Consider the following 23,210-nt stretch of genomic DNA (forward strand, 5'->3'; position numbering starts at 1 on the left):
AGATGTTCTTATGACACCGTTTTCGCAATCGGATCGTTCTCCGCTCGTCCCTGCAAGCCGTCCCGTTCAGGCCGTTATTGTAGGGGCCGGCAACCGCAGCATGCTGTACGCCTCCTATGCGCTGACACACCCGGATGAGCTGCTGATTACAGCCGTCGTCGATCCGGACCCCGTCCGCCGCAGACGGGCCGCCGACCGTTTCGGCTTGCCGGACGATCGTTTATACGCTTCTGTCGAAGAGCTCGTCGCGGGACCGAAGCTGGCGGACGCCGCGATTAACGGAACGATGGACTCGTTCCATGTGGCGACGACGATCCCTTTGCTGCACGCGGGCTACGACGTATTGCTCGAGAAGCCGATCGGCGTCAGCGAGGCAGAGGTGCTGGAGCTGTATGAAGCGTCCCGGGCTACCGGACGGACGGTATTTATATGCCACGTGCTGCGTTATGCACCCTTTTATGCCGAAATCCGCAGACGGATCGAGAACGGCGACATCGGGGAAGTCGTCGCCATCCAAACCGAGGAAAACGTCAGCTACCATCATATGGCCACCGCTTTTGTCAGAGGCAAATGGAGCAATTTGAAGGCGGGCGGCTCTTCGATGCTGATGCAGAAATGCTGTCACGATCTCGATATCGTTTCCTGGATGAAAGGTAGTGTCCGCCCTGTTCGAGTAAGCAGCTTCGGAAGCTTGTATCAGTTCCGTTCGGACAAAGCTCCCGAAGGAGCCGGGACGCGCTGCCTTGCGGATTGCCCGATCGAGTCCGAGTGCGCCTATTCCGCCGGCTCCATGTACATCGAAAAAAAATTGTGGAGTCCCTATGTATGGGCCGGTTTGCCGCAAGGCAACAGTGCGGCGGACGAGCAAAAAATCGAATCGCTGCGTACCGACAATCCCTACGGCCGCTGCGTCTGGCGTAGCGATAACGACGTCGTCGATCACCAGTCGGTGATTATCGAATTCGAAGACGGTAGCACGGCGTCGCACAGCTTGACCGGTGGTACGTCGAAGCCTTGCCGGACCATTCATATTACCGGCACCAAAGGCGAGATCGTCGGCACGATGGAGGAAGGCAGCTTCAAGATCCGGCATCCGGACCGGGACGGCGCGTCGACTTACCAAGAAGAGCTGGTCGAATTAAAAGTATCCGCCGATATGCACGGGGGCGGGGATATGCGGCTTGTCACCGACTTCATCCGCACGCTGCGCGGCGAAGAGCCGTCTATCTCCTCCACCTCGCTGGACCGTTCGATCTACGGCCATCAGATCGGCTTCTCCGCCGACCGGGCGCGTCTGGAGAACCGGGTCGTCGAGATCCGGGAGCTGTCCCGGGAACTAACGGCAGGCCGGCTAGAGGCGTCGGGATTATAAAGATCAAATGGGGTGTCCCAAAAGCGCCCGCATGACATGCCACATCCCATTTTCTAAGCGAAAGGACCTCAAATCCCACGGTAAGTGGAGGTTGAGGTCCTTTTTCTCAAGGAAATCGGCGGTTCGAGCGGGGCTCAAACTAATCACAAAACGCTGAAACGAAATGCGAAAGGGCGAACGGACAGAATAAGAGTCTTTGTCCCCCAGAGGGAGGGTACAAACCACTCTTATTACCATTGGGCGCCCTCTCGCCCATAAACGCATAGGCCAGAGAGGCGCAGCGCCGATCTTCCACCTGTTATAGAGGCTCATCCTAATCTAACCAGACAGCTCTTTTCTTGAGTAAGTTAGTAAGGAAATCGTTTGCTCGTCCGCTTTTGTACGATAGAAGCACCTAACCACTCCGAACCATTAAAAAAAACTTGCAACGAAGTTTATTCCACCGTGCATCCCCTTGCGTAAATAGGCCGAAGCTTATCATTGGTAAGAACTGTATTTCATTATCGTTTGAACACCTTGACACCTTAGTACAGTTAACCTTTCATTACATGAAGCTACCCTGATAAATAACGGCGGCCGCCCCAGCGGCCCTTTTCTGCTCTCAGTCAGTCCGTCTCCGGTTTCAAACCAAACGGCCCTCGGCGGCTCTGTCCCCAAGCCACTCTCCCCCCTTGTGTTCCGGCATCGAATATGGTATCTTTCGCTGGAAATCCACCTAAGACCGGAGGCTCGTCATGGGATTTTTATCGGTATTAAGCTTTGCCCATAAATGCGTTCTGGAGCGGGTTCGCCCAGGCGATGCGGTTGTGGACGCCACGGTAGGCACGGGGGCGGATACCGCCTTTTTATGCGAAGCCATCGGGGAGAAAGGTGCTTTGTACGCGTTCGATATCCAGCAGCAGGCGCTGGACCGCGCCTCCGAGCGAATCGGCAGGCTGCCCGGCGTACCGCGTAGGCTGCACTTGCTGCTGCAGAGCCATGCCGAGATGACGGAAGCGATTCCTCCCGAGCACCACGGGCAGATCAGCGCCGTCATGTTCAACCTCGGCTATTTGCCGGGCGGAGATCCGCAGATCATTACGCGGCCGGAATCGACCCTTCCCGCGCTGGATGCGGCGGTATCGCTGCTGAAGCCGGGCGGTATCGTCACGGTCGTCCTGTACCCCGGCCATGAAGGCGGTCGCGGCGAAGCTGATCGGGTCGAGTTGTGGGCCGAGGCGCTGCCGGACTCGGACTACCAGGCGATCGTGTACCGTTTTACGAACAAACGCGGAATTGCGCCCTATGTCATTGCGGTAGAAAAAAGAAAAGTGTACAGTTAATAAGACATCTTTGTTTATCGAGAAAGCGAGGAGACTAAGCATGAAACCATATCCGCTGAAGTTCAAACCGGAAATGAAGGAGCGCGTGTGGGGCGGGCGGGCGCTCGAGCAGTTCGGCCTGGAGCTGCCGGAAGGCCCGATCGGGGAAGGCTGGATGATCGGCGACCATCCGAACGGCACGACGAAAGTAATCAACGGCGAGCTAGCCGGTCTGGGACTGGACGAGATTCGCGAGAAATATGGAAGCAGCGTGTTCGGAGCGAAGGGGTATTCCGCAAACAGCCGTTTCCCGCTGCTGATCAAGCTGCTCGACTGCAACGACGACTTGTCGGTGCAAGTGCATCCGGGCGATGACTACGACAAACTCCCTCCAGGCGAGCTCGGCAAAACCGAGATGTGGTACGTGCTCGATGCGAAGCCGGGAGCCAAAATCATATACGGGCTTAAGCCGGGGGCTACCCGTGAATCATTCGCACAGGCGATCGCAGACAACCGGATCATGGACAGTCTTCAAGAAGTGGAGGTATCGGCCGGCGATTCGTTCTACATTCCGGCCGGGACGGTTCACGCGTTGTGCGCGGGCGTATTGGTAGCGGAAATTCAACAAAATTCCGATACGACGTACCGGTTGTACGACTACGACCGTCCGGGACTGGACGGCAAACCCCGCGAGCTGCATATCGAAGATTCGCTGGCAGTTACCGCCTATGACAACAGCGGCGCGACGCGGATGGCAACCGAAGTGTCCCGGCCTAACGAATGGCTGCGTCTGGCTTCCTCCCCTTACTTCACTGTTGAAAAGGGTGTGACGAAGGGCGGCTGGGCGCTGACCTCGATGCCGGACAGCTTTACGATCCTCGTCGTCTGCGACGGAAGCGGCACGCTCGAATGGTCCGGCGGTTCGATCGGGCTGGAACGCGGCAACTGCTTCCTGCTGCCCGGCGACTTAGGCGATTATTCGCTGAATGGCGAAGCGACCGTTTTGCGCTGCTATTTGCCATAATTGTATAACACCTGCCAGCAGCCCCCGCGTTCAAGCGGGGGCTGCTTCTATTTCAGGAATGGCCCGCATGCCGGCAGCTAGTTCAAAGAAAAACATTCCAGCTTTACGAACGAAGAAGCTGCCTCTATAATCGTACTCGTGTCTAAATCCACATTCCGCATAGGAGCCTACATCGATGGAGCAGCCTTCGTTTGAAATTCTTATTTTCCTTATAACCGCCGGATTTGTCGCGTCGTTCATCGATTCCGTCGTCGGCGGGGGAGGACTCATATCCGTGCCCGCTTTGCTTGCAGCCGGGCTGCCTCCCGGCATTGCGCTCGGCACGAACAAGCTGGGCGGGACGATGTCCTCGCTGACCAGCTCACTTTCTTTTCTGCTCTCCGGCAAAATGGACCTGCGGCTCGTAAAGAAATGGTTCCCCTTGTCGCTGCTCGGTTCGGCGGCCGGCGCGTACACCGTCCGGCTGATCCCGCCTGACTTTCTGAAGCCGCTCGTCATCGTTCTGCTGATCACGGTTACCGTCTACACGCTGTTCAAGCGAAAAGGACCGGTCCGGTCCGGCAACCCCAAACTAACGGTCAGGACGATTGCCGCCGGCGGCCTTGTGGCGCTGGCGATCGGATATTACGACGGTTTTTTCGGCCCGGGGACAGGATCGTTTCTGCTGTTCGCCTTCGTGCTGCTCGGCTTCGACTTCGTCACCGCGGCCGGCAACGCCAAGGCGCTTAATCTGGCCAGCAACGCGGGCAGTCTCGCCGTATTCGCCGGTATGGGTTATATCAATTTCTACTATGGCGTGCCGATGGCACTGGCCATGATCGCAGGCGCGCTGATCGGCTCCCGTGTCGCCATCCGCAAAGGCGCCGCTTACGTGAAGCCGCTGTTCATCGTCATCACGGCGCTGCTGATCGGCAAGCAGTTGTGGGACATGCTGACATAAAACGCCGTTCATCCAACGGGACAGGAGCGAATCACCGGAAGCCCGGAAGTCCGGCGACCAGGCGGCCGGCGGTCGCCAGCTTACGTTTCCTGATTATGCCGCAAAAGGCATCCGCATTTGCCCGCACCGTTCAGACAGCCGGCATCTTCGGAAGCACGATGCGCACTTCCGTCCCCGATTCGCCGCCGGACAGCTCGTAATGCCCCCCCATCTTCTGCAGCACAACCTCGCAGAAGTTCAAACCCAGACCGATCGAATCTTCCTTCGTCGTGAAGAACGGGACCTTCACCAGCTTGAGCAGATCATCGGCAATGCCCGGTCCGGAATCGCGGATCGCAAATACAAGCGTTTTGTCGGAGAAGTGAATCGACAGCCGAACGCCTCCGCCTTCTTCCGCCGTCTTCGAGGCGTCGAACGAATTTTTCATAAACTCGTTCAGCACTTCCTGCAAATAATGAGGGTCGATAAGCAGTTCCCCGTCCACGGAAGGGAATTCGCATACGAAAGGGATACCGCGCCGCAGCGCTTCTTTTTGCACAGAGGGGACATACTCTTCCAGAAAGGAGGATACGAGCACCGGCCGCAGGTCGAGATGGAACGGCTTACCCAGATGCAGCCAGCGTTTCACATAGTTGCCGATCTCCTTCACCTGATCGTTGGCCAGCGTAATGTAGTGCTCCACACTGCGCGAAGCAAAATGATCGGACCAGTGACCGGAGGCCAGATTCGTCTTCAGCGTCGTCTCGATCAGTTGCAGGCTGCCTCTGACGACCGCGAGCGGATTCAAGATGCTGTTCGCCGTGCCCGCCGCCATATCTCCGATCAGCTTGCGCCTTTCATTAGTTAGCTTCATTTCGTAGAAATGAAAAAAACCAGAGATGTCGAACATCGCGGCATGATAGCGGTCTCCCAGGTCCGTCTCCCGCCTGTAGCAATACAAAATCAACTGCATCGTATGTTCCCCTGCCGATTCCTCGATGACGACGCCGGCTATATTTTGCTTTTGCTTAATTGCATGAGCAACTACCTTACGCAGTTGGGACTGTTCCGGCAGAGCTTCTCCGGTATTGATCTGATAAGTGGTCCTGAATTTAGCATTCGCGGATACGAGCTCCATCCGTTCGTCAATTGACGCAATAAAGAGATCGATATCCGTAGATTCCATCACGAAATCGAATTCGTTCATTCCTTCAACGTCCTTTTACCTCTTACTGGCTCGGTTTTGCGTAAGCGCGAATCGCGATAACGCGACAAGCCGCCGCAAAGAAAATGAGCTTTCCGTCCTGTCCCGACTGCAGTTGTACCAGAGGCGTCGTATCCGCGGGTGAAGTGGTATCATCCCCTTCGAATTCGAGTGTACCATGCGGGACACCAAAGAAAAAGGGATTTCCGTTCGCGCGATTCGTTCGGTATAATGGTTGGGAACCGGAAAGGAACGATTGACGAGAGGAGAAAGCCCTATTTTGAACCCGCAAAATAATGCCGTATGGCTGTACCTCGGCTCCGAAGCGAGAGACGCCGAAGAAATTGCAAGCTTAACCGACTGGTGCGAGCGCAACCGGGTTGGAAAAGTGATCGTATATGTAAAAGCCGCCGACCGCTTCTCCGAATCGATCAAGGCGCGGATCGCCCTGCTCGCCGAGGCGTGCGCAGAGCGCGGAATCGAACTCCACGGCATGATCTCCACGCTCCAGCAGCGGGCGGCCGGACGGGATGAACTGCCCTTCCCGAATAAGGAATGTTACTGTGTGGACGTTCACGGAATCTCCAACTACGAGGAGCCGGTTAATGGCACCGGGTACATGTACGACCCGAGGCATCCGGCCGTCATCCGGACCGTGGCCGATACGTGTGTGGACCTGCTCCGGCAGTTTCCCGGACTACACGGAATTCATCTCGACTTCATCCGATACTACCATTATGACAGCAAGCTGGTCATCGATACGAAAAGCGCCGGCCACTGGATCGGACAACCCAAGGTCGGGCAGCCGATCCGGCTTGAGACGGGCGGTGTCGCGACCACCTATTTCGTCGAGGAAGCGCGCCAAACCTATAACGATCCTCCTATCGGCGACAAGCTGGTTTTGTCCCGGTTGCACCGTTTTTGTTTCTGCGACAGCTGCTTGGCCGGCTTTGAGAGTCATAGCGGCATCCGCATCCCGGCAGAGCTTCCGGATACGGCCGGCAAAGCCAAGTGGCTGCTTACGGAACGTTCCGCCGAATGGGCGGAATACCGGGCGCAGATTATCACGGATCTCGTAGGCACGATCCGCGAGGCGGTCCGCAGCTATCGCGCCGATGCCCAGCTCTCTGCCGCCGTATGGTACAACGCTCCGTACGGCAACGAGCTTCGCGGGGAACCGCTCACAGCAGGCAGCGAATACGAATGCTTCGGCCAGAAATGGTCGGCATGGGCGGAGAAGGGTTATGTCGATTTCGTATGCCCGATGGATTATTGGTTGGAACCGGGCAGCTTCGCCGGGGTTGTAGAGGAGCAGGTCCGCAAGGCGAACGGGCGCATCCCCGTGTATGCGGGCGTGCTGAAGACACCGGAATACGAGATTACCAAGGAGCGTTATGCCGAGTACGTCCGGAGGGCGGAAGAAGGCGGAGCGTCGGGAATTTGTTTCTTCCATTACGGGTCCTGGAAAGCAATGCTTGGTTAAACAGGAATCGGATCGGACGAGTCCGGGATACCGCGGAGTGCCGGCCGGATCGTCCCTTTAGACAGGCCGGGCGGCGTTTGCCGGATTACGGGCCAGGAAGTTCCGGAAGAAACGGAAGGAGTCTTACTGATTATGAAGCAACTGAAAACTGTACTGAAAGAATGGGGCGCACCGCTCGCAATCGCCATTGTCCTTAGCATCCTGATCCAGACGTTTATCGCCCAAGCCGTGAGGGTGCCTTCCGCCTCCATGGTGCCGAACATTAAAATCAACGACCGGCTGATCGTGCAGAAGCTGAAAGCCTTTACCGCCTTCGAGCACGGCGACATCGTAGTGTTCAACCACGCGGCCGACGGGAAAGAGGAGATCCGCTACGTGAAGCGGCTGATCGGACTGCCCGGCGATACGATCGAAGTGAAGGACGGCGTATTGTACCGGAACGGGGAAAAGACGGACGAGCCTTACTTGAACACGACGATGGCTTACAAATTCGGACCGGTTACCGTACCCGAGAACAAATATTTCTTTCTGGGCGACAACCGGAACGAAAGTTACGACGCCCATCTGTGGCCCGAGACGTATGTCGACAAAAGCAAGCTGGTCGGCGAAGTGATCTTCCGCTTTTACCCTTTCACCCGCATCGGCGTGATGTAAGCTCAGCAGTAATGCGTTTAGAGAACAGGCCTGACGAGGGCCTGTTTTTTTAATTTATCATGAAGGTATATCGTGGAAGCGGCTCTAAATCCTGGTGAACGCCAGCGTCAAAGACGCCAATTGGCGTTTATCCTTGGGGGCGGATCGATCCTCCCGCCACCCTTTTCGAATTAACGACAAATAAAAGATATGAAACCTTCGGCAGAATCGGATACAATATATTTACAAGTTAAATACAACTTATCCGCAAGCGCTAACCCGGCAGATGCCGGAGCGCCATCAACTATCATCGAGGAAGCGAAGGTGAGCCCATGAGCAAGTTGGCGAAAGACGGGGGAACTCCCGTACGCAGCAAGGCATTGCCGCCGAACTATCCAGGAGCGGTCGTATACGGGAAGGAAGAGGCCGACTTTACGTCGGAGGTGATCTACGCCCAGTCGCCGTTCCGTTATTACGGGGCGGATATGAAAGGCGCGGTCGAATCGCTCGAAAATGCGATGACGCGCGACCTGAACGTTCCTTACGCGCTAGCCGTAACCTCCGGCACCGCCGCGCTCGTCGTAGCGATGAAGGCGCTCGGGATCGGCTACGGGGATAAGGTCATCGTCCCCGCCAATACGTTTCTGGCGACGGCCGGTGCGGTCGTGTGCTGCAATGCGGTTCCCGTATATTGCGACGTCGACGACAGCTTGAACCTCGACCCGCACGATCTGGAGCGGGTGTACGACGAAGAAGTCAAAGCGGTTATCGTCGTGCCGATTCTTGGCAACCCGGTCGATATGGACCCGGTCGTCGCCTTTGCCAAGAAGAACGGTATCTCCGTTATCGAAGATATGGCACAGTCGTGCGGCGTCCGGTACAAGGGGCGTTATGCCGGTACGATCGGCGACATCGGTACGTTCAGCTTTCAGATGAACAAAATTATTACGTCCGGCGAAGGCGGCGCTGTCGTTACTCACGACCTCACCTTGATGGAGCGGGCGATCCGTTACCACGACCAGGGCATTGTGCGCCACCGCGCACGGTACGGCATCGATTCCCCGGACGAACAGTTCGCCTTCTCCGGCCAAAACTACCGGATGAACGAGCTGTCCGGAGCAGTCATGGTCGAGCAGTGGAAAAAGCTTCCGGAAATTATCGGCAATATGCGCAAGCAGCATGACCGGATCGCCGCCGCGCTGACCTCAGAGATTCCAGGAATCAAGTTCCGCGCTTGTCCCGATCCGGACGGAACGATCGGCTCGAATTTGGGCATTATTTTCCCGACGGCAGGCGCAGCCGCTGCATTCAACCAGGCGATTAACGCGGAGAACGTGCAGGCCCACGCCTTGTACGGCGGCAAGCCGGTCTATATGAACCCTGCTCTGTTCCATCAGCGGTCGGCGGAGAAGGACAACTTCCCGTACAACTATCCGTTCAAGAAACCGGTCGTCGTGACGGAAAACATGTGCCCGAGTGCCGTCGATCTGATCCCGCGCACCACGTATATCCCGATCTCGCCGATCTTGTCGGATCAGGACGGAGCCGATATTATCGAAGCGGTCGTGAAGGTGCACAAGGCGCTGCATGTCGTCGTCTGAGTTTACGTACCGTCGATCTCCGATACATCAATAAAGAGACGCTTCCTTACCGCTTCGCGAGCGGCCGGGGGGCGTCTCTTTTTACGGCTTCTTCAACATGTTACACGCTCGAAGACATTCCTTCGGTAACGGCGGCGGCATGGGTTTGTTGTTTGGCGGCCAAAGCTTCGCTCCGTCTCAGACAGAGGGGTACGGCAAACATAAATCCGATCGTCAGGACGACTATCACGGCAAACCAGCCTCCCCGGATATCCGGCAGGGCGAACAGCAGCAGCAGCATTACGCAGCGGGCGGCGCACAGCGTATTTTCCCGCCATACGAGCACCCTCAGCTTCTGCATCGGCGGCAAAGCGTTCATCGACCGGTATACTTTCGTCTGCCAGTTGACGCCGAAATAATACATCCCCAGCACGGACAATACATTGGACAGCACGAGCATCGGCGAATACGGCACGAGCGCGGCCAAAAAACCGAGTGCGACTACACTGCAGCCGATAAACATCCAGGCATCCTCGCCGAGCCGGACTCTCCGGTGCACATAAAGCGCGGCAAAGGCGGCACACGTATAAGCGGCATTTAGCAGTGCGATGATCAGCTTGTCCTGCGAAATGCTGAAGGTGAAAATCAGAATAAACAAGTTTTGGAACTGGAAAAACAGCCCTGCGGCGATAAATGCGGCCTGCAGCCATTTGGAGGACGCGGTGTGAAATACGCGGAAGTAACCGATCCCCCTAAACCAGTCCCCCTCCCGTTCTCTCACCTCGGCCAGCGACAAGTTCGGCACGAGCAAGGCGGCGCCCAGCATGCAGCCTACGATCGCCAGCATCAGCAGGAACGAGCCCGAATAGCCGAACTCCATAATGACAAGCGCGGACAAGATCGGCACCGATACCGACACGACCTGCTGCATCACGACGACGACCGAGAAGTACCTGCTGAATTCCTTAGCTTTCCCCGATAAGGAAATGCCCAGATTTTGTCCGGCGTAGAACAGTCCGAACGTCAGCCCGACGACCGATCCAATCAAGGCGATCCAGACAAGACGCTGTTCCAAGTGCAGGAAGGACAGCAGCAAAAATACGGTCAGTCCCGACAAGGCCGACAAGGTATAAACGATTCGCATCGAACGGCGGGTCAGCAGATGGGCGCCAAGGGTAAACCCGGCCCCCCAGACCAGATAGGTGAAGAAATTATACAAGGAAACGTCGAATAAGCTTTTGGACTCTTCCCAGATGTACAAGTTAATAAAAATGCCGATATAGCTAAAAATAATTTGACCGATTCCATTCATCATAAGCAATTTGCGCATCTCGCCTGTCAGTCCCACTTGCTTCCGTCCCTCTTCCGCTCCGGTTTCCGGTCATTCCAAACCTTCATCATCATACCACAAACCGCGGAAGCCGGAGCTACAATTTGCAGCATCGCCCTTGGAATCAGCCGTCTTTTTCTCGACTATAATGGCCAAGATCAGGAGAACAGCCGGGCATCGAGCGAATAAGCTCCCGCCCCCGACATGGCGACGGTCAGAGCGACGGCGATCAGCACCAGATTGTACTCGATCCCGCCCGAGGTTACCCACAGCCCGTTGCGTCCGTGAACTTTGACAATCGCGACCAGCATCGTAATCACGATGCAGGCGGCCGCGACCGGCGTAAACAATCCGAGTGCGAACAGGAGACCGCCCGCCAGCTCCAGTAATCCGGCCATGAAAGCCATCTGTAGGCCGGGACGCATCCCGAGGGATTCCATAAATCCTCCGGTCCCTTTCAGCCCGTGGCCTCCAAACCAGCCGAACAGCTTCTGGGCCCCATGTCCCGCGAACAAAAGGCCGGTCACCTAACGAATCAACAACAATGCTTCATCCAACATTACGCTCTCTCCTTTATTACTTTATTATTGTTACTTACTTTTAGTGAGTTAAGAATACAAGGTAAGGCTTACTTTTGTCAAGTATCTATGTTAAAATATTTTTACGAACTGGTTTAGGAGATGATTCGATATGAGTAATGCGGATCACAAATCCCACCTGTGTCCCAAATTCGAAACGGCTTTCGAGCTTCTCGGCAAACGTTGGACCGGCCTGATCATCCAGGTCCTGATGAACGGTCCGATGCGATTCAAGGATATATCGTCCATGATTCCGGATATGAGCGACCGGATGCTGACAGAGCGGTTTAAGGAATTGGAGCAGGCGGGGATCGTTGTGCGGCATGTGTACCCCGAGATGCCCATCCGGATCGAATACGAGCTGACGGAGAAAGGTACGGCGCTTCGTCCCGTCATGAACGCGGTACAGGAATGGGGAGACCGCTGGATTTATTAACTGCCCGCGAGCGAGCTTACCGCCCTGCTAGGCGAATAGCTTGTCAGAGAGGGCAAGTTATCGCCGCCGCCAACAACCGGTACATGTTGCCGCGATCAGTTTCTTCGTACTAAGCACTAGGCACCCGGGTCTTGCGGCCCGGACCAAAAAAAGACATCTTCCCGCTTCCGACGCATCGAAAGCTGGAAAGATGTCTTTTTACGGTTCCTCTACACTTTGAACTTGGCGACCGATTCCTGAAGCTGCTCGGCCAGACGGCTAAGCTGCTCCGACTGGAGCGCCAGCTGTTCCATCGTAGCCAGCTGCTCTTCGGTCGACGCCGAGATCGTCTGGGTGCCGGTCGCTCCGCTGGCCGTGATCCGGGCCATCTCCTGAAGCGAGGCGGATATTTCCTGGGAGCCTGCGGACATCTGCTCCGCGGCGGAAGACGCATCCTGCACCTGCTCGACGACGCTGCGCGTCGCATCCAGAATACGCTTGAACGATTCGCCCGTCTCCCGGGTCTGGTCGGCTCCTTCTCGCACTTCCTCCTCGCCTTTTCGCATCGTCTCGACGGCGTAGCCGATATCTTTTTGGATCGCTTCGATCCGGACGATCACTTCCTGAGCCGACTGCTCGGATTGCAGGGCCAGCTTCTTCACTTCCCCGGCCACTACGGCGAAGCCCCGCCCTTGCTCGCCGGCTCTTGCCGCTTCGATAGAGGCGTTCAAGGCAAGCAGGTTCGTCTGGGCCGCTATATTCGTAATAACCTGCACGATATCCCCGACTTCTTTGGACCGTTCGTCGAGCTTGCGGACGATATCGGACAGCTCCCCGACCGTCATACTGACCCGGTTCATCTGATCGACCGCCTTCCGGATCGATACGTCTCCTTCCTCCGCAGCCTTGGACGTATTCAGCGAAGCGTCGAACGCTTGCGAGGAGGTTTCGGCGATCCGGCCGATTCCGACGGCCATTTCCTCCATCGCCCTTGAGCTTTCGTTCGTCGATTGGGAGTGCGTCTCCATACCCGCCGCTATCTGATGAACCGACTCGGCGATGTCTTTGGACGCTTTCGTCGTCTCCTCGATCGAAGAGGACAGCTCCTCCGACGAGGACAGCACATGCTCGGCACCTCCTTGCACTTGCATCACCAGTGTTCTCAGATGGTCGTTCATCACATTAAAATCCGACGCGAGCTGACCGATCTCGTCCCTGTTGCGGATGACCAGTTCGCCGGCGGTCAGATCGCCCTCGGCGATTTTTTTCGTCCGCTGCGCTACTTGCGCGATCGGGCGCGATATATGCTGCGCGAACAGCCAGGTGATGACGGCGCCGGCGGCGAGACACGCGGCAAGCGTGATCACCATGACCGACAAGATGCGTTTCTGACCGGCGTTATAATCTTGCAGGTACGAGCCGGCGGAGACGATCCAGTTCCACGTGGGATCGAGCTCGGCATAGGAGATTTTCGTCGCCTCCTTCGGGGCGGCGTCCTTGTCGGTGGCGGGAAGCGGCCAATTGTAGTACGTATTGCCTCCGCCCTCTTGCGCCTTTTTGACCATATCCTGTATGTAATAATAGCCATCGCTCGTTTTTTTGTCCCAGATGTTCTCTCCTTCGACCATCGGGTGCGCCAGCAGCATGCCTTTGTCGTCCAGAACGAAGAAATAGCCGTTTACGCCGATATCGATATTTTTATTGATCGGGCGCGTATTATCGGCTTTTTTCTCTCCAAGAAGCAAGGTTTTGACCGTCTCCTGTGCGGTGGCAAGCGGCATCGTCCCGTTTTGGACCGACTTGTCCATCAGGGTGATCATCTCGATCGCCATCCTGACGTTCGTCTGCAACTTGCTTTCAATCAGCTTGTCCGTCTCCGCCTTGGCTACGCTATAGCTGACAAGTCCTACTACCAGCGTAGGTACGGCCAGCAGCAATAGCGAGATGGCAATCATTTTTTGTCGAATCCTCCATCGTACTTGCCTGCCTTTTGCTTGCATTACGGTCCCCTCCCGAAATATCTGTGTCTTTTGTATGATACTTCCTGTCTTTCGACAATCGTATACCAGATTCCTTACATTTACAATAAGCGCTTACCCTCAATTGGGGCGCGCGTTTTTTGGGCGATTTGTAATGAAAATGTCAAAATTTCAGAAAGGAATTGTTGTAAACATCTTCCTGTTTCGAATCGCCGATTGGCTGGAAGGACGCTGGAATCAATAGTGTGCGCCGGCGCCTTATCAGCCGCGTGCTTCCGGTTTTCCGTCTCTCTGGCGAATAAAACACCGCCAAAACCGAATACTAAAAGCGTCAAGCAGCGCTTCAGCCCATCTCTCCCGCTCGCTCAGGAGGTCTAAAGACAATGAAATATAAAGCAACCCTGGTCATGACGCTAATCGGCTGTGCCCTGTGTTTGTTCAACTATTCCGGGCTCGATCCGGACAACATCTTCCTGTTCATGCTAAGCGTTCCCGTATGGCTGATCGAAGTTGTCAGCGACATCCACTATTTTAATGTATTCGCCGTTTATTTGCTGACGATCGCTTCGTACGCCTTGTTCGGCCGCATCGGCGATTATTACCGGTTAAGACGAAGAGCCCGCTCCTGATTCGGAAACGAAGCCGTTTCCGCCGGAGGGGCTCTTCTGGCTTTATGCCTGTTCGGATTCAGCCGATTATCGCCGGGATCAAACCGGAAATACGCTGCGGACTGCGGCGGCGATCTCTTTGGCCATACTGATGACCCGGTACAAGGAGGTGCTCTGCAGCTTCCAGTATTGTTTCGGCCCGGCCGTATTCACGATCGCCGCAATCGAATAGGAACCGACCGGAGGGAGCGTCTTGCCGACCGACTTCCCCGGATAAATCGGCTGATTGGCCACCTGAAAATATCCGATAGACGCAGGCAGCCCGAGGCACGCATCGACGGCGATTGTCACTTTGTTCGGCGGAATCTCGCCCAGCCTTCTTAGTAAATTGCTGGCATCGCAAGGCGACTCGAGCGTTCCAATCACATGACGGTACCCCATCTCGGAGAGCATCGTGCCCACTAGCGGTCCCAGCGCATCCCCGGTCGACCGGTCCGTGCCGATACAGACGAATACGAGGTCGTTTGTGACCGCTCCCTGCTCCCGAATGTACTTGAAAAATTCCGGGAGCTCTTCTCCTTTGACTTTATGCCGGATCGTATCCCCGTTCACGTTCGCTTCCCCTTTCGTTATCTCCTTCCGCTTGGCTTTCCCGACCGGTGTGTTACAATGAATAAACGATACCGTACCTACATCCGAAGGAGTACGTCCATGCGATTTTTTGATCTTCTGGGCTCTGTTACGCTATTGTATTGGCTGGTCATGCTGCTGTCGGCCTCGGCCGGGCTCAAGCTGCTCCGTCCGCTTCCTTTTGCCCCGGCAGCGAAACGGAAAGGGGAAACACCGCTCGTATCGGTCATCGTCGCCGCCAAGGAAGAAGAAGCGTCGATCACGGATACGGTACGTTACCTGCTGGAGCAGGACTACCCCAGGCTCGAAATTATTGCAATTAACGATCGTTCCCAGGACGATACGGGAAGACGGCTGGACGAGCTGAAGCGCTGGTCCGAGAAACGACCGTCCACCGCAATCCCGCTTAAGGTTGTCCATATCACGGCGCTTCCGGAAGGTTGGCTCGGCAAAAACCACGCCCTGTACCAAGGCTATCTGCAGGCCAAAGGCTCTTATCTCTTATTCACCGACGCAGACGTCCGCTTCCGCTCTACGGCCATACGGGACGCTCTCTCCTACGCCGAATCGAGCGGAGCCGATCATCTGACGTTGACGCCGCTTATGATCGCACGCAGCTTTTGGCTGCGCGCTTTCGTGCAATATTTTATGTTCTCGCTGAATCTGTTCCTCCGTCTGTGGCGTGCCAACGATGACCGCCAGATCAAGTTCGGAACCGGAATCGGCGCCTTTAATCTGATTACCCGCAAAGCGTATGAAGCTATCGGCACCCACCGGGCGCTGGCGATGCGTCCCGACGACGATCTTCGGCTGGGCGCGCTGGTCAAGCGGGCGGGGTTCAAGCAGCGGCTGTTGATCGGCAAAAACCATTTGGAGGTCGAATGGTACCCGACGCTGCAAGAAGCTGTCAAAGGGCTGGAGAAAAACTTGTTCTCCGGCTTCGGTTACCGACTGCCGATGGCCGTCTTCGGGATGCTCGGCCAGTTGCTCGCCTTCTTCGGCCCGTTCGCCGGCTTGCTGCTGCTTCCGACCTGGGGCGGTTTCGCTTATGCGGCAAGCGCGGCCATCCTGGTCGGTTTATATGTCGCCAGCACGAGGCGGATGTCGAAGGATTCCGGAAAGGAAGCCTGGGCGCTCCCTGCAGCCGTCTGGATGCTGATTGTCGTCCTGTCCCGTTCGGTTTACTTGACGCTTCGCCGCGGCGGCATCTATTGGCGGGGCACGTTCTACCCACTGGACCGGCTGCGCAGCATGCGGGACAGCGACAGTCAGGGCGGCGGCAGCGGTCCGCAGCTAGGCAAATAAGAGTCCGTCTCGTGAACGGACTCTTATTTTTTGCGTAATCGGCCGATTTTCAATAGCCCGAAGAATACCGCTACTTTTTGAGCTGCCTCAATTCATCGCAAAGGGCTTCGATCTCGCGGATGCTGAAATGCCGTTTGTTAATGACGACATCATACATATCCACCAGGTCCTCATACTTATTGATGTCGAAATGGTCCGGCTTGATCGACTGGGCTGCGACAACGTTCAGCCTTTCCTTGATCTGCTCAATCATGAATGCCACATTCGCCTCGGATTTGATCGTTAGATCCATCGATTCTCACCCTTTCTTCTTCGGTAGACTGTTGCTATTGTATCATGCCGGTCCGGGAAAGCCCATAGAAGATCGCTCGATTGTTCCTGCCGGAGTATTAGAAGGATGCCGTTTCTTGCATTACCGCTTACTGGGAGGGCTGAAGCCCCACCGCGCCGCGGCCCTTGGGGTTGAAAGATACACCGGAAACCGATAAAGGGAAATAAAGGTAAGAAGACAAAATGCGTTATAGGCTATGACTGTGGCGGTGAATCTCCGCGAGCGACCGCTCCGCTTGTCTCCCGGTCTACGCGCCGAATGTCCATCCTCCGTATCGTTTAAAGGCACAGGCAGCGTCCCGCCGGACCGCACCTCGAGTGCGCGGCGCCCGGTCATACGTCGGCCGCCCAACCTCGGTTTTGCATCCTCCACAGTTGGAACGATGCCCCCACGTTCCTCCCTCCTCCCCGTCCGTCCTTCACTTCTTTTTCTTCCGGCGGCAAGAACGTCCGTTCCCCTCCTGTGCAGCTCTCCCGCATAATCCTGTTCCCGGATGCACACAGTATTACGTGTACGCGCCGATTCAGCGATCTATACCGGAAAAGGAGCAAAATCCAATGGAAAACAAAACCCACAAAGGCAACTACAAAGGAACGGCCCACATGAAGGCGGAAAACCAGGACATGGCCTTCGTCAACGACGTAGTCGAGAAAGAAGCCTCGGAACAAACCGTGCGAGGCGAAAAGTCGGGGAAGTCGGAGTAAGTTCGCGTGAACCGGGGGAGTTCGGGTAAGGTCGAGTGATTTGGGGTAATCTCGGGATCTCGGTAATCTCAGGGCTCGGCATGATCTTGATGAATTCGGATAACCTCGGTGATCTCAGGTAATTCGTAATTCGGATGAAAGACCCACCGGACGATACGATCATCACGGCATCAAACCAGATCTCCCGTCATAACGATTGGGAAAATGAAGCCACGGTTTTCCGCCGTTCCCTTTAAACCGGCGGCTCCCATGGCTGTCCATTAAAATAAGAGCGGTTTACCACCCTTATTCAGCCGAAAATTGCAATTCGGCCCGCAATAAGGGTGGTTCGCAGCTCTTATTTTTGGCGTTCCAGCTAAATTCGGCGTTTCTGAGGGGAATAAGAGTCTCTAACCGCTCTTAATTAGCCAAATGTTACTCTTTGGTTCAAATTAAGAACGGTAAATAGCTCTTATTTCACGTTCAGCGTTCAGTATGCTGCGTTCAGCTTTCAGCATCCCGCATCCAGCCTTCAGTTTCCGTATCCCACCAGCCGGCACACTACCGCTTTAGTCCCCCGCTCTCGCTCCCAGACCAGCGCGGTACAATCTGGTGATGTTCTCCGCCGCTTCCGCAAGCAGCGCGGCGGCGTCGCCCATCGCCTCGTTCAGCGTCATCGGACGGTTCGCAATACTGAACAGCGCGGCGATGCCGCGGTCATACAGCGCTTCCGCGCCGTCGCCCAAGCCGCCGGACAGGCAGACGACCGGCACGCCGTGCACGCCCGCCGCTTCCGCGATGCCGGCCGGCACTTTGCCGAACGCCGTCTGCCCGTCGGTCCGGCCTTCGCCGGTAATGACAAGCGCGGCACCTTCGGCCGCCCGCCCGAAACCGGCGAGCTCCATCACGACGCGGATGCCCGGCTGCATCTCGGTGCGGCCGAAGGCGAGCAGCCCGGCCCCTAGGCCACCCGCCGCTCCGGCACCGGGCACTTCCGCGACCTGCCTGCCGTTCCACGCCGCAATCCGCTCCGCATAATGGGCGAGGCCGCGGTCGAGCCGCTCGACCATCTCAGGCGTCGCGCCTTTTTGCGGGCCGTATACGGCCGAAGCCCCGTCCGGGCCGCATAGCGGATTGGTGACGTCGCTCAGCACCGTCACTTCCGCCGCCGCGAACCGGGGATCGAGACCGCTCGCGTCGATCGAGGCGATGCGCTCCAGTTCGCCCCCACAGCCCCGGCCGGCTGCAAGCTCCCGGCCTTCCGCATCCGCAAACCGGACGCCCAGCGCCTGCGCCATGCCCATGCCGCCGTCATTCGTGGCGCTTCCGCCCAGACCGATCAGAATCCGCTGTACGCCGCGTTTCAGCGCATCGCGAATCAGCTGTCCCGTGCCGTAGGTCGTCGCTCTGAGCGGATCGCGCTCGTGCGTCCCTACAAGCGGCAGCCCGGAAGCAGCCGCCATCTCGATGACTGCGGTACGCCCGTCCGGAAGAAGTCCGTACGCCGCTCTTACCGGCTCGCCGAGCGGGCCTGTCACTTCCGCCTCGATCCGCTCGCCCCCGGCCGCCGCCAGTACCGCGTCCACGGTGCCTTCTCCTCCATCTGCCATCGGCACGATGACGACCTCCGCATCGGGAACCGCTCTCCGAATACCGGAGCGGATCGCCTCCGCTGCATCTACCGACGACAAACTGCCTTTGAATGAATCTGGCGCCACCACCACGCGGAAATTAGTCCCTCGTCCGCTCGTCCCGTTACCGGCCTCGTACCTCTCCATCCCGCTTCCCCCATTCTATCCGTGCGATTACAGACGGTTTACAACATGAACCGGCGAACCGGCGGCAAAAGCGGCCGCATTGCTTACCGCCACATCCATCAATCGTCCTCTCGCTTCAAACGAAGCCCACCCTACATGCGGGGTGATGATACAATTGCGGGCGGACAGCAGCGGATTATTCGCCGCAGGCGGTTCCGAAGACAACACGTCCAGTCCGGCTCCCGCGATCACGCCCTCATTCAGCGCATCGGCCAGATCGCTTTCCCGGATCAGCTTACCGCGCCCGGTGTTGATCAGAAACGCAGTCTTTTTCATCTGCGAAAGCGTCGCTTTTTGAATCAGCCCTTCCGTCTCCGGAGTCAGCGGACAATGAAGCGTAACGACGTCCGCTTCCTGGAACAGCTCCCCGATCGAAACTAGCCGCACTCCTTCGAGCGCCGGGCGTTTGCCGCTGCGGTTCGTCGCGATCACATTCATGCCGAAGGCTTGTCCGATCTCGGCCACTTTCTCACCGATGCCGCCGATCCCTACCACCCCGAGCGTTTTGCCGGCCAGCTCGACGAGCGGCGTTTTCCAAAAGCTGAAATCCGGACAACCCGCCCATTCGCCTCTCCGGACCGCTTCGTTGTGCAGGCCCGCCTGCTGGCATAACTCGAGCAGCAAGGCAAACACTAATTGGGCAACCGAAGCTGTGCTGTACGCCGGCACATTCGTTACCGTGATTCCCAGCTTCGCCGCTTCGGCCGTATCGACCACGTCGTAGCCGGTTGCCAGGACGCCGATATATTGCAGCTCCGGAAGCTGCCTCAATACCTCGGCGCGAAGCGGCGTTTTGTTCGTCAGAATGACACGGGCTCCCTTCGCTCTCTCGACGATCGATTCAGCAGGCGTCCGGTCATAGACCGTCACCGTTCCGAGCGCTTCGAGCCCTTCCCAGCTCAAATCGCCGGGATTCAGCGTATACCCGTCCAATACTACGATATTCATGTTTCGTTCCTCCTGTCTGTTAAGCGGCTGTATAGCTGCATTGTATCGCAAGGTCGTCCCGGACGCCAACATTTCCGTTCCCCGGGCAGGACTTGCGCGGAGCTTCGTCGAACTGATTCACATCCTATTTTAGACCAAAGGAACTATGGTAACGCCACGATTCGCCATTTTTTCGAAATCTAGCTTGGCATCGTATTCACAAACGACAGGTCTCGGCTGCCAACCCTTATTCTTACCTATGAAGGGAACAATACGATGAAGGAATGGACCTGCGACTTGCAGAGGAGTTTCGAGGCTGCCGCAAACCTCGGCGAGGCGGCGGCGATGACCGCCTATATGCGCGGACAGTTCGATTTCTGGGGAATCAAGTCGCCCGTACGAAGCGCGATCGTCAAAGAGTGGTTGTCCCGGATCCAATCACCAAGCGCGAATCAGCTCGAAAAGACGGCACGGGCGTTATGGGAGCTGCCCCAACGGGAGTATCAGTATGCCGCTCTCGACCTGCTTGCCAAGCACGTCAAACGGCTGGAGGAACGTCATCTGGACCTGCTCGAGTCGCTGGTCGTGCACAAATCGTGGTGGGATACGGTCGATGCCCTGGCCTCCAATCTGATCGGCCCGCTGCTGCTCCGGCATGCCCGCCTGACCGGTCCTCTTACGGAACGCTGGATCGCGTGCGAGAATATGTGGCTGCAGCGGACAGCCCTGCTGTATCAGCTGAAGTACAAGAAAAACACCGACACCGACCGATTGTTCCGCTACATCGGCCTTACGAAGAACAGCCCGGAGTTTTTTATCCGTAAAGCGATCGGCTGGGCGCTTCGCGAATATTCGAAAACGGATGCGGACGCCGTACGGCGGTTTGTCGCAAACCATGCGCTTTCGCCGCTCAGCGAGCGGGAGGCACTCAAATGGCTGGAACGCCGCCTGACGGGAGACTCCGATCCGGCATAACGCCCAGAAGGGCCGGATAAGCTAAGGGCATGATCCCACAAGGCGATAGAGGCGAGAATCGGATGTGAAAGGCGGGCGAAACGATTAGACGGGGAACGGCTCCCGTACCATCAGTTGGCAGGCCGGGCTGCAGCCTACCGGACATACAGTCTCGGCTTAGGGAGCGTCAGGATCAGCGGACCGGAGCCGGTAATCGCGACGGTATGCTCGTATTGGGCGGATCGTCTGCCGTCCACCGACCTCGCGGTCCAGCCGTCCGGATCGATCCTCACTTCGGGTGTACCCGCTGTCAGGATCGGTTCGATCGTTATGACCATCCCTTTCTCCAGGCGAACCCGGCGGCCCTGCTTGCCGCTGTGGGGGACCGGGGGCCACTCGTGAATCGACTGCCCGATGCCGTGGCCGGTAAAATCGGCAAAAACCGAGTAACCCCCGGCGCTCGCAACCCGATGTATCGCGTCGGCGATATCGCCGACCCTTTTGCCCGGCCAGGCTTGGGAAATACCGGCGTACAGACATCTTTTGGCGGCTTTCATCAGCCGGAGCGAAGACGCAGGCACGTCACCGACCGCATACGTCCAGGCGGAGTCGGCCAGCCAGCCGGACCGGTTGACAACCATATCAACGGTGACGATATCGCCGCTCTTCAGCGGTTTGTTATCCGGCATGCCATGGCAGGCGACCTCATTAACCGAGGAGCACGTTGCATGCGGATAGCCGTTATATCCTTTCTGCTCGGGCGTAACCCCATGATTGTCCATAAACCGTTCGACGAAGCGCTCGATATCCAGCGTCGATATTCCCGGCCGGATGTAGCGCTTCAGCGCCCGCCGGCATGAAGCGAGCACCGCCCCTGCCTTCGCCATCCGGGCGATCTGCTCCTTGGTTTTCCACTCGGTCATACGGCTCACTCCCTCTCCCCCGGACTCTCCCGAAATCCGCCAGGATTTCTGTGGGAATCCCGGCCGGTTTCAAGTATACTTAGGATTTGGCGGCAATTTCGCTGATTCACTACGAAAGGTAGCGGTTCTTTTGAGCAAACCAAAACTATGGGAGCTGGACATCGTGAGAGCGGTGGCGATCGCGGCGGTGCTTCTCATTCACGGGACATCTTCCTCCAGAATGGATCTGCCGCTCGGCTCCCGGTCCAGCACGTTTTATTTCGCCATTAACAATTTGAGCATTTTTGCAGTGCCGGTGTTCATATTCTTAAGCGGTCTCGTCTTGTTCTACAGTTACTCCGACACATGGACCGTCCGGCGTACGCCCGGTTTCTACCGGAAACGGCTGCAGTTTATTTTGATCCCTTACCTGATCTGGTCGGTCTTTTATTACATGTACAACCAGTGGCTCGACCCTACGGTCAAAATCCACTTCTCTCTAAGCCAATTCGCCGATTTGCTCCCCTGGGGGCTGGCCGCTTACCATTTGTATTTTATGGTCATCATCATGCAGATGTACGCCCTTTTCCCGCTGCTGATCTCCCTCGTTAAACTGTGGCGTCCGCTTGGCCGTTACTTATGGCTGTTCGGCATACTCGTCCAAGCCGGTTATTTCGTGTACCGGCAATTCGAGGATACGCCTCTGCAGTACGGCGACCGGCTGTTCATTACGTATTTCGCCGTGTTCTGTATCGGCGGATCGATCGGCATGCATTATGAACGGTTCGTCGGATGGCTGAACCGGAACATCTGGTGGATGACTGCCGCGGCCGCATCGGTGGGCCTGATTTATTTGCTTATCACCTTGCAGGCGTTTCGCGGCATGCGGGTCGAGGCGTGGGAGTACGAGCTGATGTTCAATCTGTACCCGACCCTGGTGGCGATGGCTTTGATCTGGATCGGCCGCCATTGCGTCGAGAACGCTCCGCGCCTCACCGCCGTATTATCCTCATTTGGCGCAGCCTCGTTCGGCATCTATTTTACACACGTGGCGCTTATGTCCTATTACGGGACGCTAGTGAGCGTGCCTGTCGGACAGGCGGGTTACCATATCGCCGTATGGGGCAATATTCTACTGATCTTCACCGTTCCGTGGGCCGTCGTCCATCTGCTGAAGAAGGTGAAAGGCTCCTGGCTGTTATTCGGCAAATAAGCAGCGAACAGAACATCCTTAC

General features: G+C 56.8%; 22 protein-coding genes. 13 read left to right on the forward strand and 9 right to left on the reverse strand.

What is annotated here, in order from left to right; translation table 11 throughout:
• Positions 1-10: 10 nt before the first annotated feature.
• The 4 genes from PV433_RS30270 (at position 11) to PV433_RS30285 (ending at position 4,637) form a co-directional block, all read left to right on the forward strand.
• The gene (locus PV433_RS30270) at positions 11-1,372 is read left to right on the forward strand and encodes a Gfo/Idh/MocA family protein (RefSeq protein WP_332075710.1); all 1,362 of its coding nucleotides are present in this window, start codon (positions 11-13) and stop codon (positions 1,370-1,372) included.
• Positions 1,373-2,106: 734 nt separating this feature from the next.
• A complete protein-coding gene (locus PV433_RS30275) occupies positions 2,107-2,694 on the forward strand; it encodes a tRNA (mnm(5)s(2)U34)-methyltransferase (RefSeq protein ID WP_332075711.1) in 588 nt (195 codons plus the stop codon).
• A gap of 40 nt (positions 2,695-2,734) precedes the next feature.
• The gene (locus tag PV433_RS30280; RefSeq protein ID WP_332075712.1) at positions 2,735-3,697 is read left to right on the forward strand and encodes a type I phosphomannose isomerase catalytic subunit; all 963 of its coding nucleotides are present in this window, start codon (positions 2,735-2,737) and stop codon (positions 3,695-3,697) included.
• A gap of 175 nt (positions 3,698-3,872) precedes the next feature.
• Complete coding sequence (locus tag PV433_RS30285; RefSeq protein ID WP_332075713.1) at positions 3,873-4,637, forward strand: sulfite exporter TauE/SafE family protein; 765 nt, start codon at positions 3,873-3,875, stop codon at positions 4,635-4,637.
• 130 nt (positions 4,638-4,767) lie between these two features.
• Here PV433_RS30285 and PV433_RS30290 read toward each other — a convergent pair whose 3' ends face one another.
• Positions 4,768-5,823 (reverse strand): HAMP domain-containing sensor histidine kinase, encoded by a 1,056-nt coding sequence (locus PV433_RS30290; protein WP_332075714.1) that lies wholly within the window; start codon positions 5,821-5,823, stop codon positions 4,768-4,770.
• Positions 5,824-6,100: 277 nt separating this feature from the next.
• Here PV433_RS30290 and PV433_RS30295 point away from each other — a divergent pair, with 277 nt between their 5' ends.
• The 3 genes from PV433_RS30295 (at position 6,101) to PV433_RS30305 (ending at position 9,537) form a co-directional block, all read left to right on the forward strand.
• Complete coding sequence (locus tag PV433_RS30295) at positions 6,101-7,303, forward strand: hypothetical protein (RefSeq protein ID WP_332075715.1); 1,203 nt, start codon at positions 6,101-6,103, stop codon at positions 7,301-7,303.
• A 132-nt stretch (positions 7,304-7,435) separates the two neighbouring features.
• Complete coding sequence (lepB, locus tag PV433_RS30300) at positions 7,436-7,957, forward strand: signal peptidase I (protein ID WP_332075716.1); 522 nt, start codon at positions 7,436-7,438, stop codon at positions 7,955-7,957.
• 311 nt (positions 7,958-8,268) lie between these two features.
• Positions 8,269-9,537: a DegT/DnrJ/EryC1/StrS family aminotransferase gene (locus tag PV433_RS30305; RefSeq protein ID WP_332075717.1), complete on the forward strand. Its 1,269-nt coding sequence runs from the start codon at positions 8,269-8,271 to the stop codon at positions 9,535-9,537.
• 100 nt (positions 9,538-9,637) lie between these two features.
• Here the strand turns inward: PV433_RS30305 and PV433_RS30310 are convergent, their stop codons facing one another.
• Positions 9,638-10,864 carry a hypothetical protein gene (locus PV433_RS30310; RefSeq protein ID WP_190930499.1) on the reverse strand — a complete coding sequence of 409 codons (1,227 nt, stop codon included), beginning with the start codon at positions 10,862-10,864 and terminating at the stop codon, positions 9,638-9,640.
• 140 nt (positions 10,865-11,004) lie between these two features.
• Positions 11,005-11,373 (reverse strand): DoxX family protein, encoded by a 369-nt coding sequence (locus PV433_RS30315; RefSeq protein WP_332075718.1) that lies wholly within the window; start codon positions 11,371-11,373, stop codon positions 11,005-11,007.
• A 163-nt stretch (positions 11,374-11,536) separates the two neighbouring features.
• On the opposite strand from PV433_RS30315, the gene PV433_RS30320 reads away from it, so the two are divergent.
• Complete coding sequence (locus tag PV433_RS30320) at positions 11,537-11,860, forward strand: winged helix-turn-helix transcriptional regulator (protein ID WP_190930497.1); 324 nt, start codon at positions 11,537-11,539, stop codon at positions 11,858-11,860.
• Positions 11,861-12,069: 209 nt separating this feature from the next.
• On the opposite strand, the gene PV433_RS30325 is transcribed toward PV433_RS30320, so the two are convergent.
• Positions 12,070-13,839 carry a methyl-accepting chemotaxis protein gene (locus tag PV433_RS30325; RefSeq protein WP_332075719.1) on the reverse strand — a complete coding sequence of 590 codons (1,770 nt, stop codon included), beginning with the start codon at positions 13,837-13,839 and terminating at the stop codon, positions 12,070-12,072.
• A 362-nt stretch (positions 13,840-14,201) separates the two neighbouring features.
• Here PV433_RS30325 and PV433_RS30330 point away from each other — a divergent pair, with 362 nt between their 5' ends.
• Positions 14,202-14,447 carry a hypothetical protein gene (locus PV433_RS30330; protein ID WP_332075720.1) on the forward strand — a complete coding sequence of 82 codons (246 nt, stop codon included), beginning with the start codon at positions 14,202-14,204 and terminating at the stop codon, positions 14,445-14,447.
• A 78-nt stretch (positions 14,448-14,525) separates the two neighbouring features.
• Here the strand turns inward: PV433_RS30330 and yyaC are convergent, their stop codons facing one another.
• Positions 14,526-15,038 carry a spore protease YyaC gene (gene yyaC, locus PV433_RS30335; protein WP_332075721.1) on the reverse strand — a complete coding sequence of 171 codons (513 nt, stop codon included), beginning with the start codon at positions 15,036-15,038 and terminating at the stop codon, positions 14,526-14,528.
• A gap of 99 nt (positions 15,039-15,137) precedes the next feature.
• On the opposite strand from yyaC, the gene PV433_RS30340 reads away from it, so the two are divergent.
• Positions 15,138-16,361, forward strand: a complete 1,224-nt coding sequence (locus tag PV433_RS30340) for a glycosyltransferase (RefSeq protein ID WP_332075722.1) — start codon at positions 15,138-15,140, stop codon at positions 16,359-16,361.
• Positions 16,362-16,431: 70 nt separating this feature from the next.
• On the opposite strand, the gene PV433_RS30345 is transcribed toward PV433_RS30340, so the two are convergent.
• Positions 16,432-16,653, reverse strand: a complete 222-nt coding sequence (locus PV433_RS30345; RefSeq protein WP_190930492.1) for a DUF1128 domain-containing protein — start codon at positions 16,651-16,653, stop codon at positions 16,432-16,434.
• Positions 16,654-17,249: 596 nt separating this feature from the next.
• Here PV433_RS30345 and PV433_RS30350 point away from each other — a divergent pair.
• Positions 17,250-17,396, forward strand: coding sequence for a hypothetical protein (locus PV433_RS30350; RefSeq protein ID WP_190930490.1), 147 nt, complete (start codon positions 17,250-17,252; stop codon positions 17,394-17,396).
• A 548-nt stretch (positions 17,397-17,944) separates the two neighbouring features.
• Here the strand turns inward: PV433_RS30350 and PV433_RS30355 are convergent.
• Together PV433_RS30355 and PV433_RS30360 are read right to left on the reverse strand one after the other, a co-directional pair.
• Positions 17,945-19,153 carry a glycerate kinase gene (locus PV433_RS30355; protein ID WP_332075723.1) on the reverse strand — a complete coding sequence of 403 codons (1,209 nt, stop codon included), beginning with the start codon at positions 19,151-19,153 and terminating at the stop codon, positions 17,945-17,947.
• A gap of 27 nt (positions 19,154-19,180) precedes the next feature.
• Entirely contained in the window at positions 19,181-20,140 is a 960-nt protein-coding gene (locus PV433_RS30360) for a D-2-hydroxyacid dehydrogenase (RefSeq protein WP_332075724.1), read from the reverse strand.
• Positions 20,141-20,395: 255 nt separating this feature from the next.
• On the opposite strand from PV433_RS30360, the gene PV433_RS30365 reads away from it, so the two are divergent.
• Complete coding sequence (locus PV433_RS30365) at positions 20,396-21,094, forward strand: DNA alkylation repair protein (RefSeq protein ID WP_332075725.1); 699 nt, start codon at positions 20,396-20,398, stop codon at positions 21,092-21,094.
• Positions 21,095-21,228: 134 nt separating this feature from the next.
• Here PV433_RS30365 and map read toward each other — a convergent pair whose 3' ends face one another.
• Positions 21,229-21,996 carry a type I methionyl aminopeptidase gene (gene map / locus PV433_RS30370; protein ID WP_332075726.1) on the reverse strand — a complete coding sequence of 256 codons (768 nt, stop codon included), beginning with the start codon at positions 21,994-21,996 and terminating at the stop codon, positions 21,229-21,231.
• Positions 21,997-22,126: 130 nt separating this feature from the next.
• On the opposite strand from map, the gene PV433_RS30375 reads away from it, so the two are divergent.
• Positions 22,127-23,188, forward strand: a complete 1,062-nt coding sequence (locus PV433_RS30375; protein ID WP_332075727.1) for an acyltransferase — start codon at positions 22,127-22,129, stop codon at positions 23,186-23,188.
• Positions 23,189-23,210: the final 22 nt, after the last annotated feature.

The sequence above is a fragment of the Paenibacillus sp. GYB004 genome, assembly GCF_036577605.1.
Taxonomy (GTDB): Bacteria; Bacillota; Bacilli; order Paenibacillales; family NBRC-103111; genus Paenibacillus_AB; species Paenibacillus_AB oceani.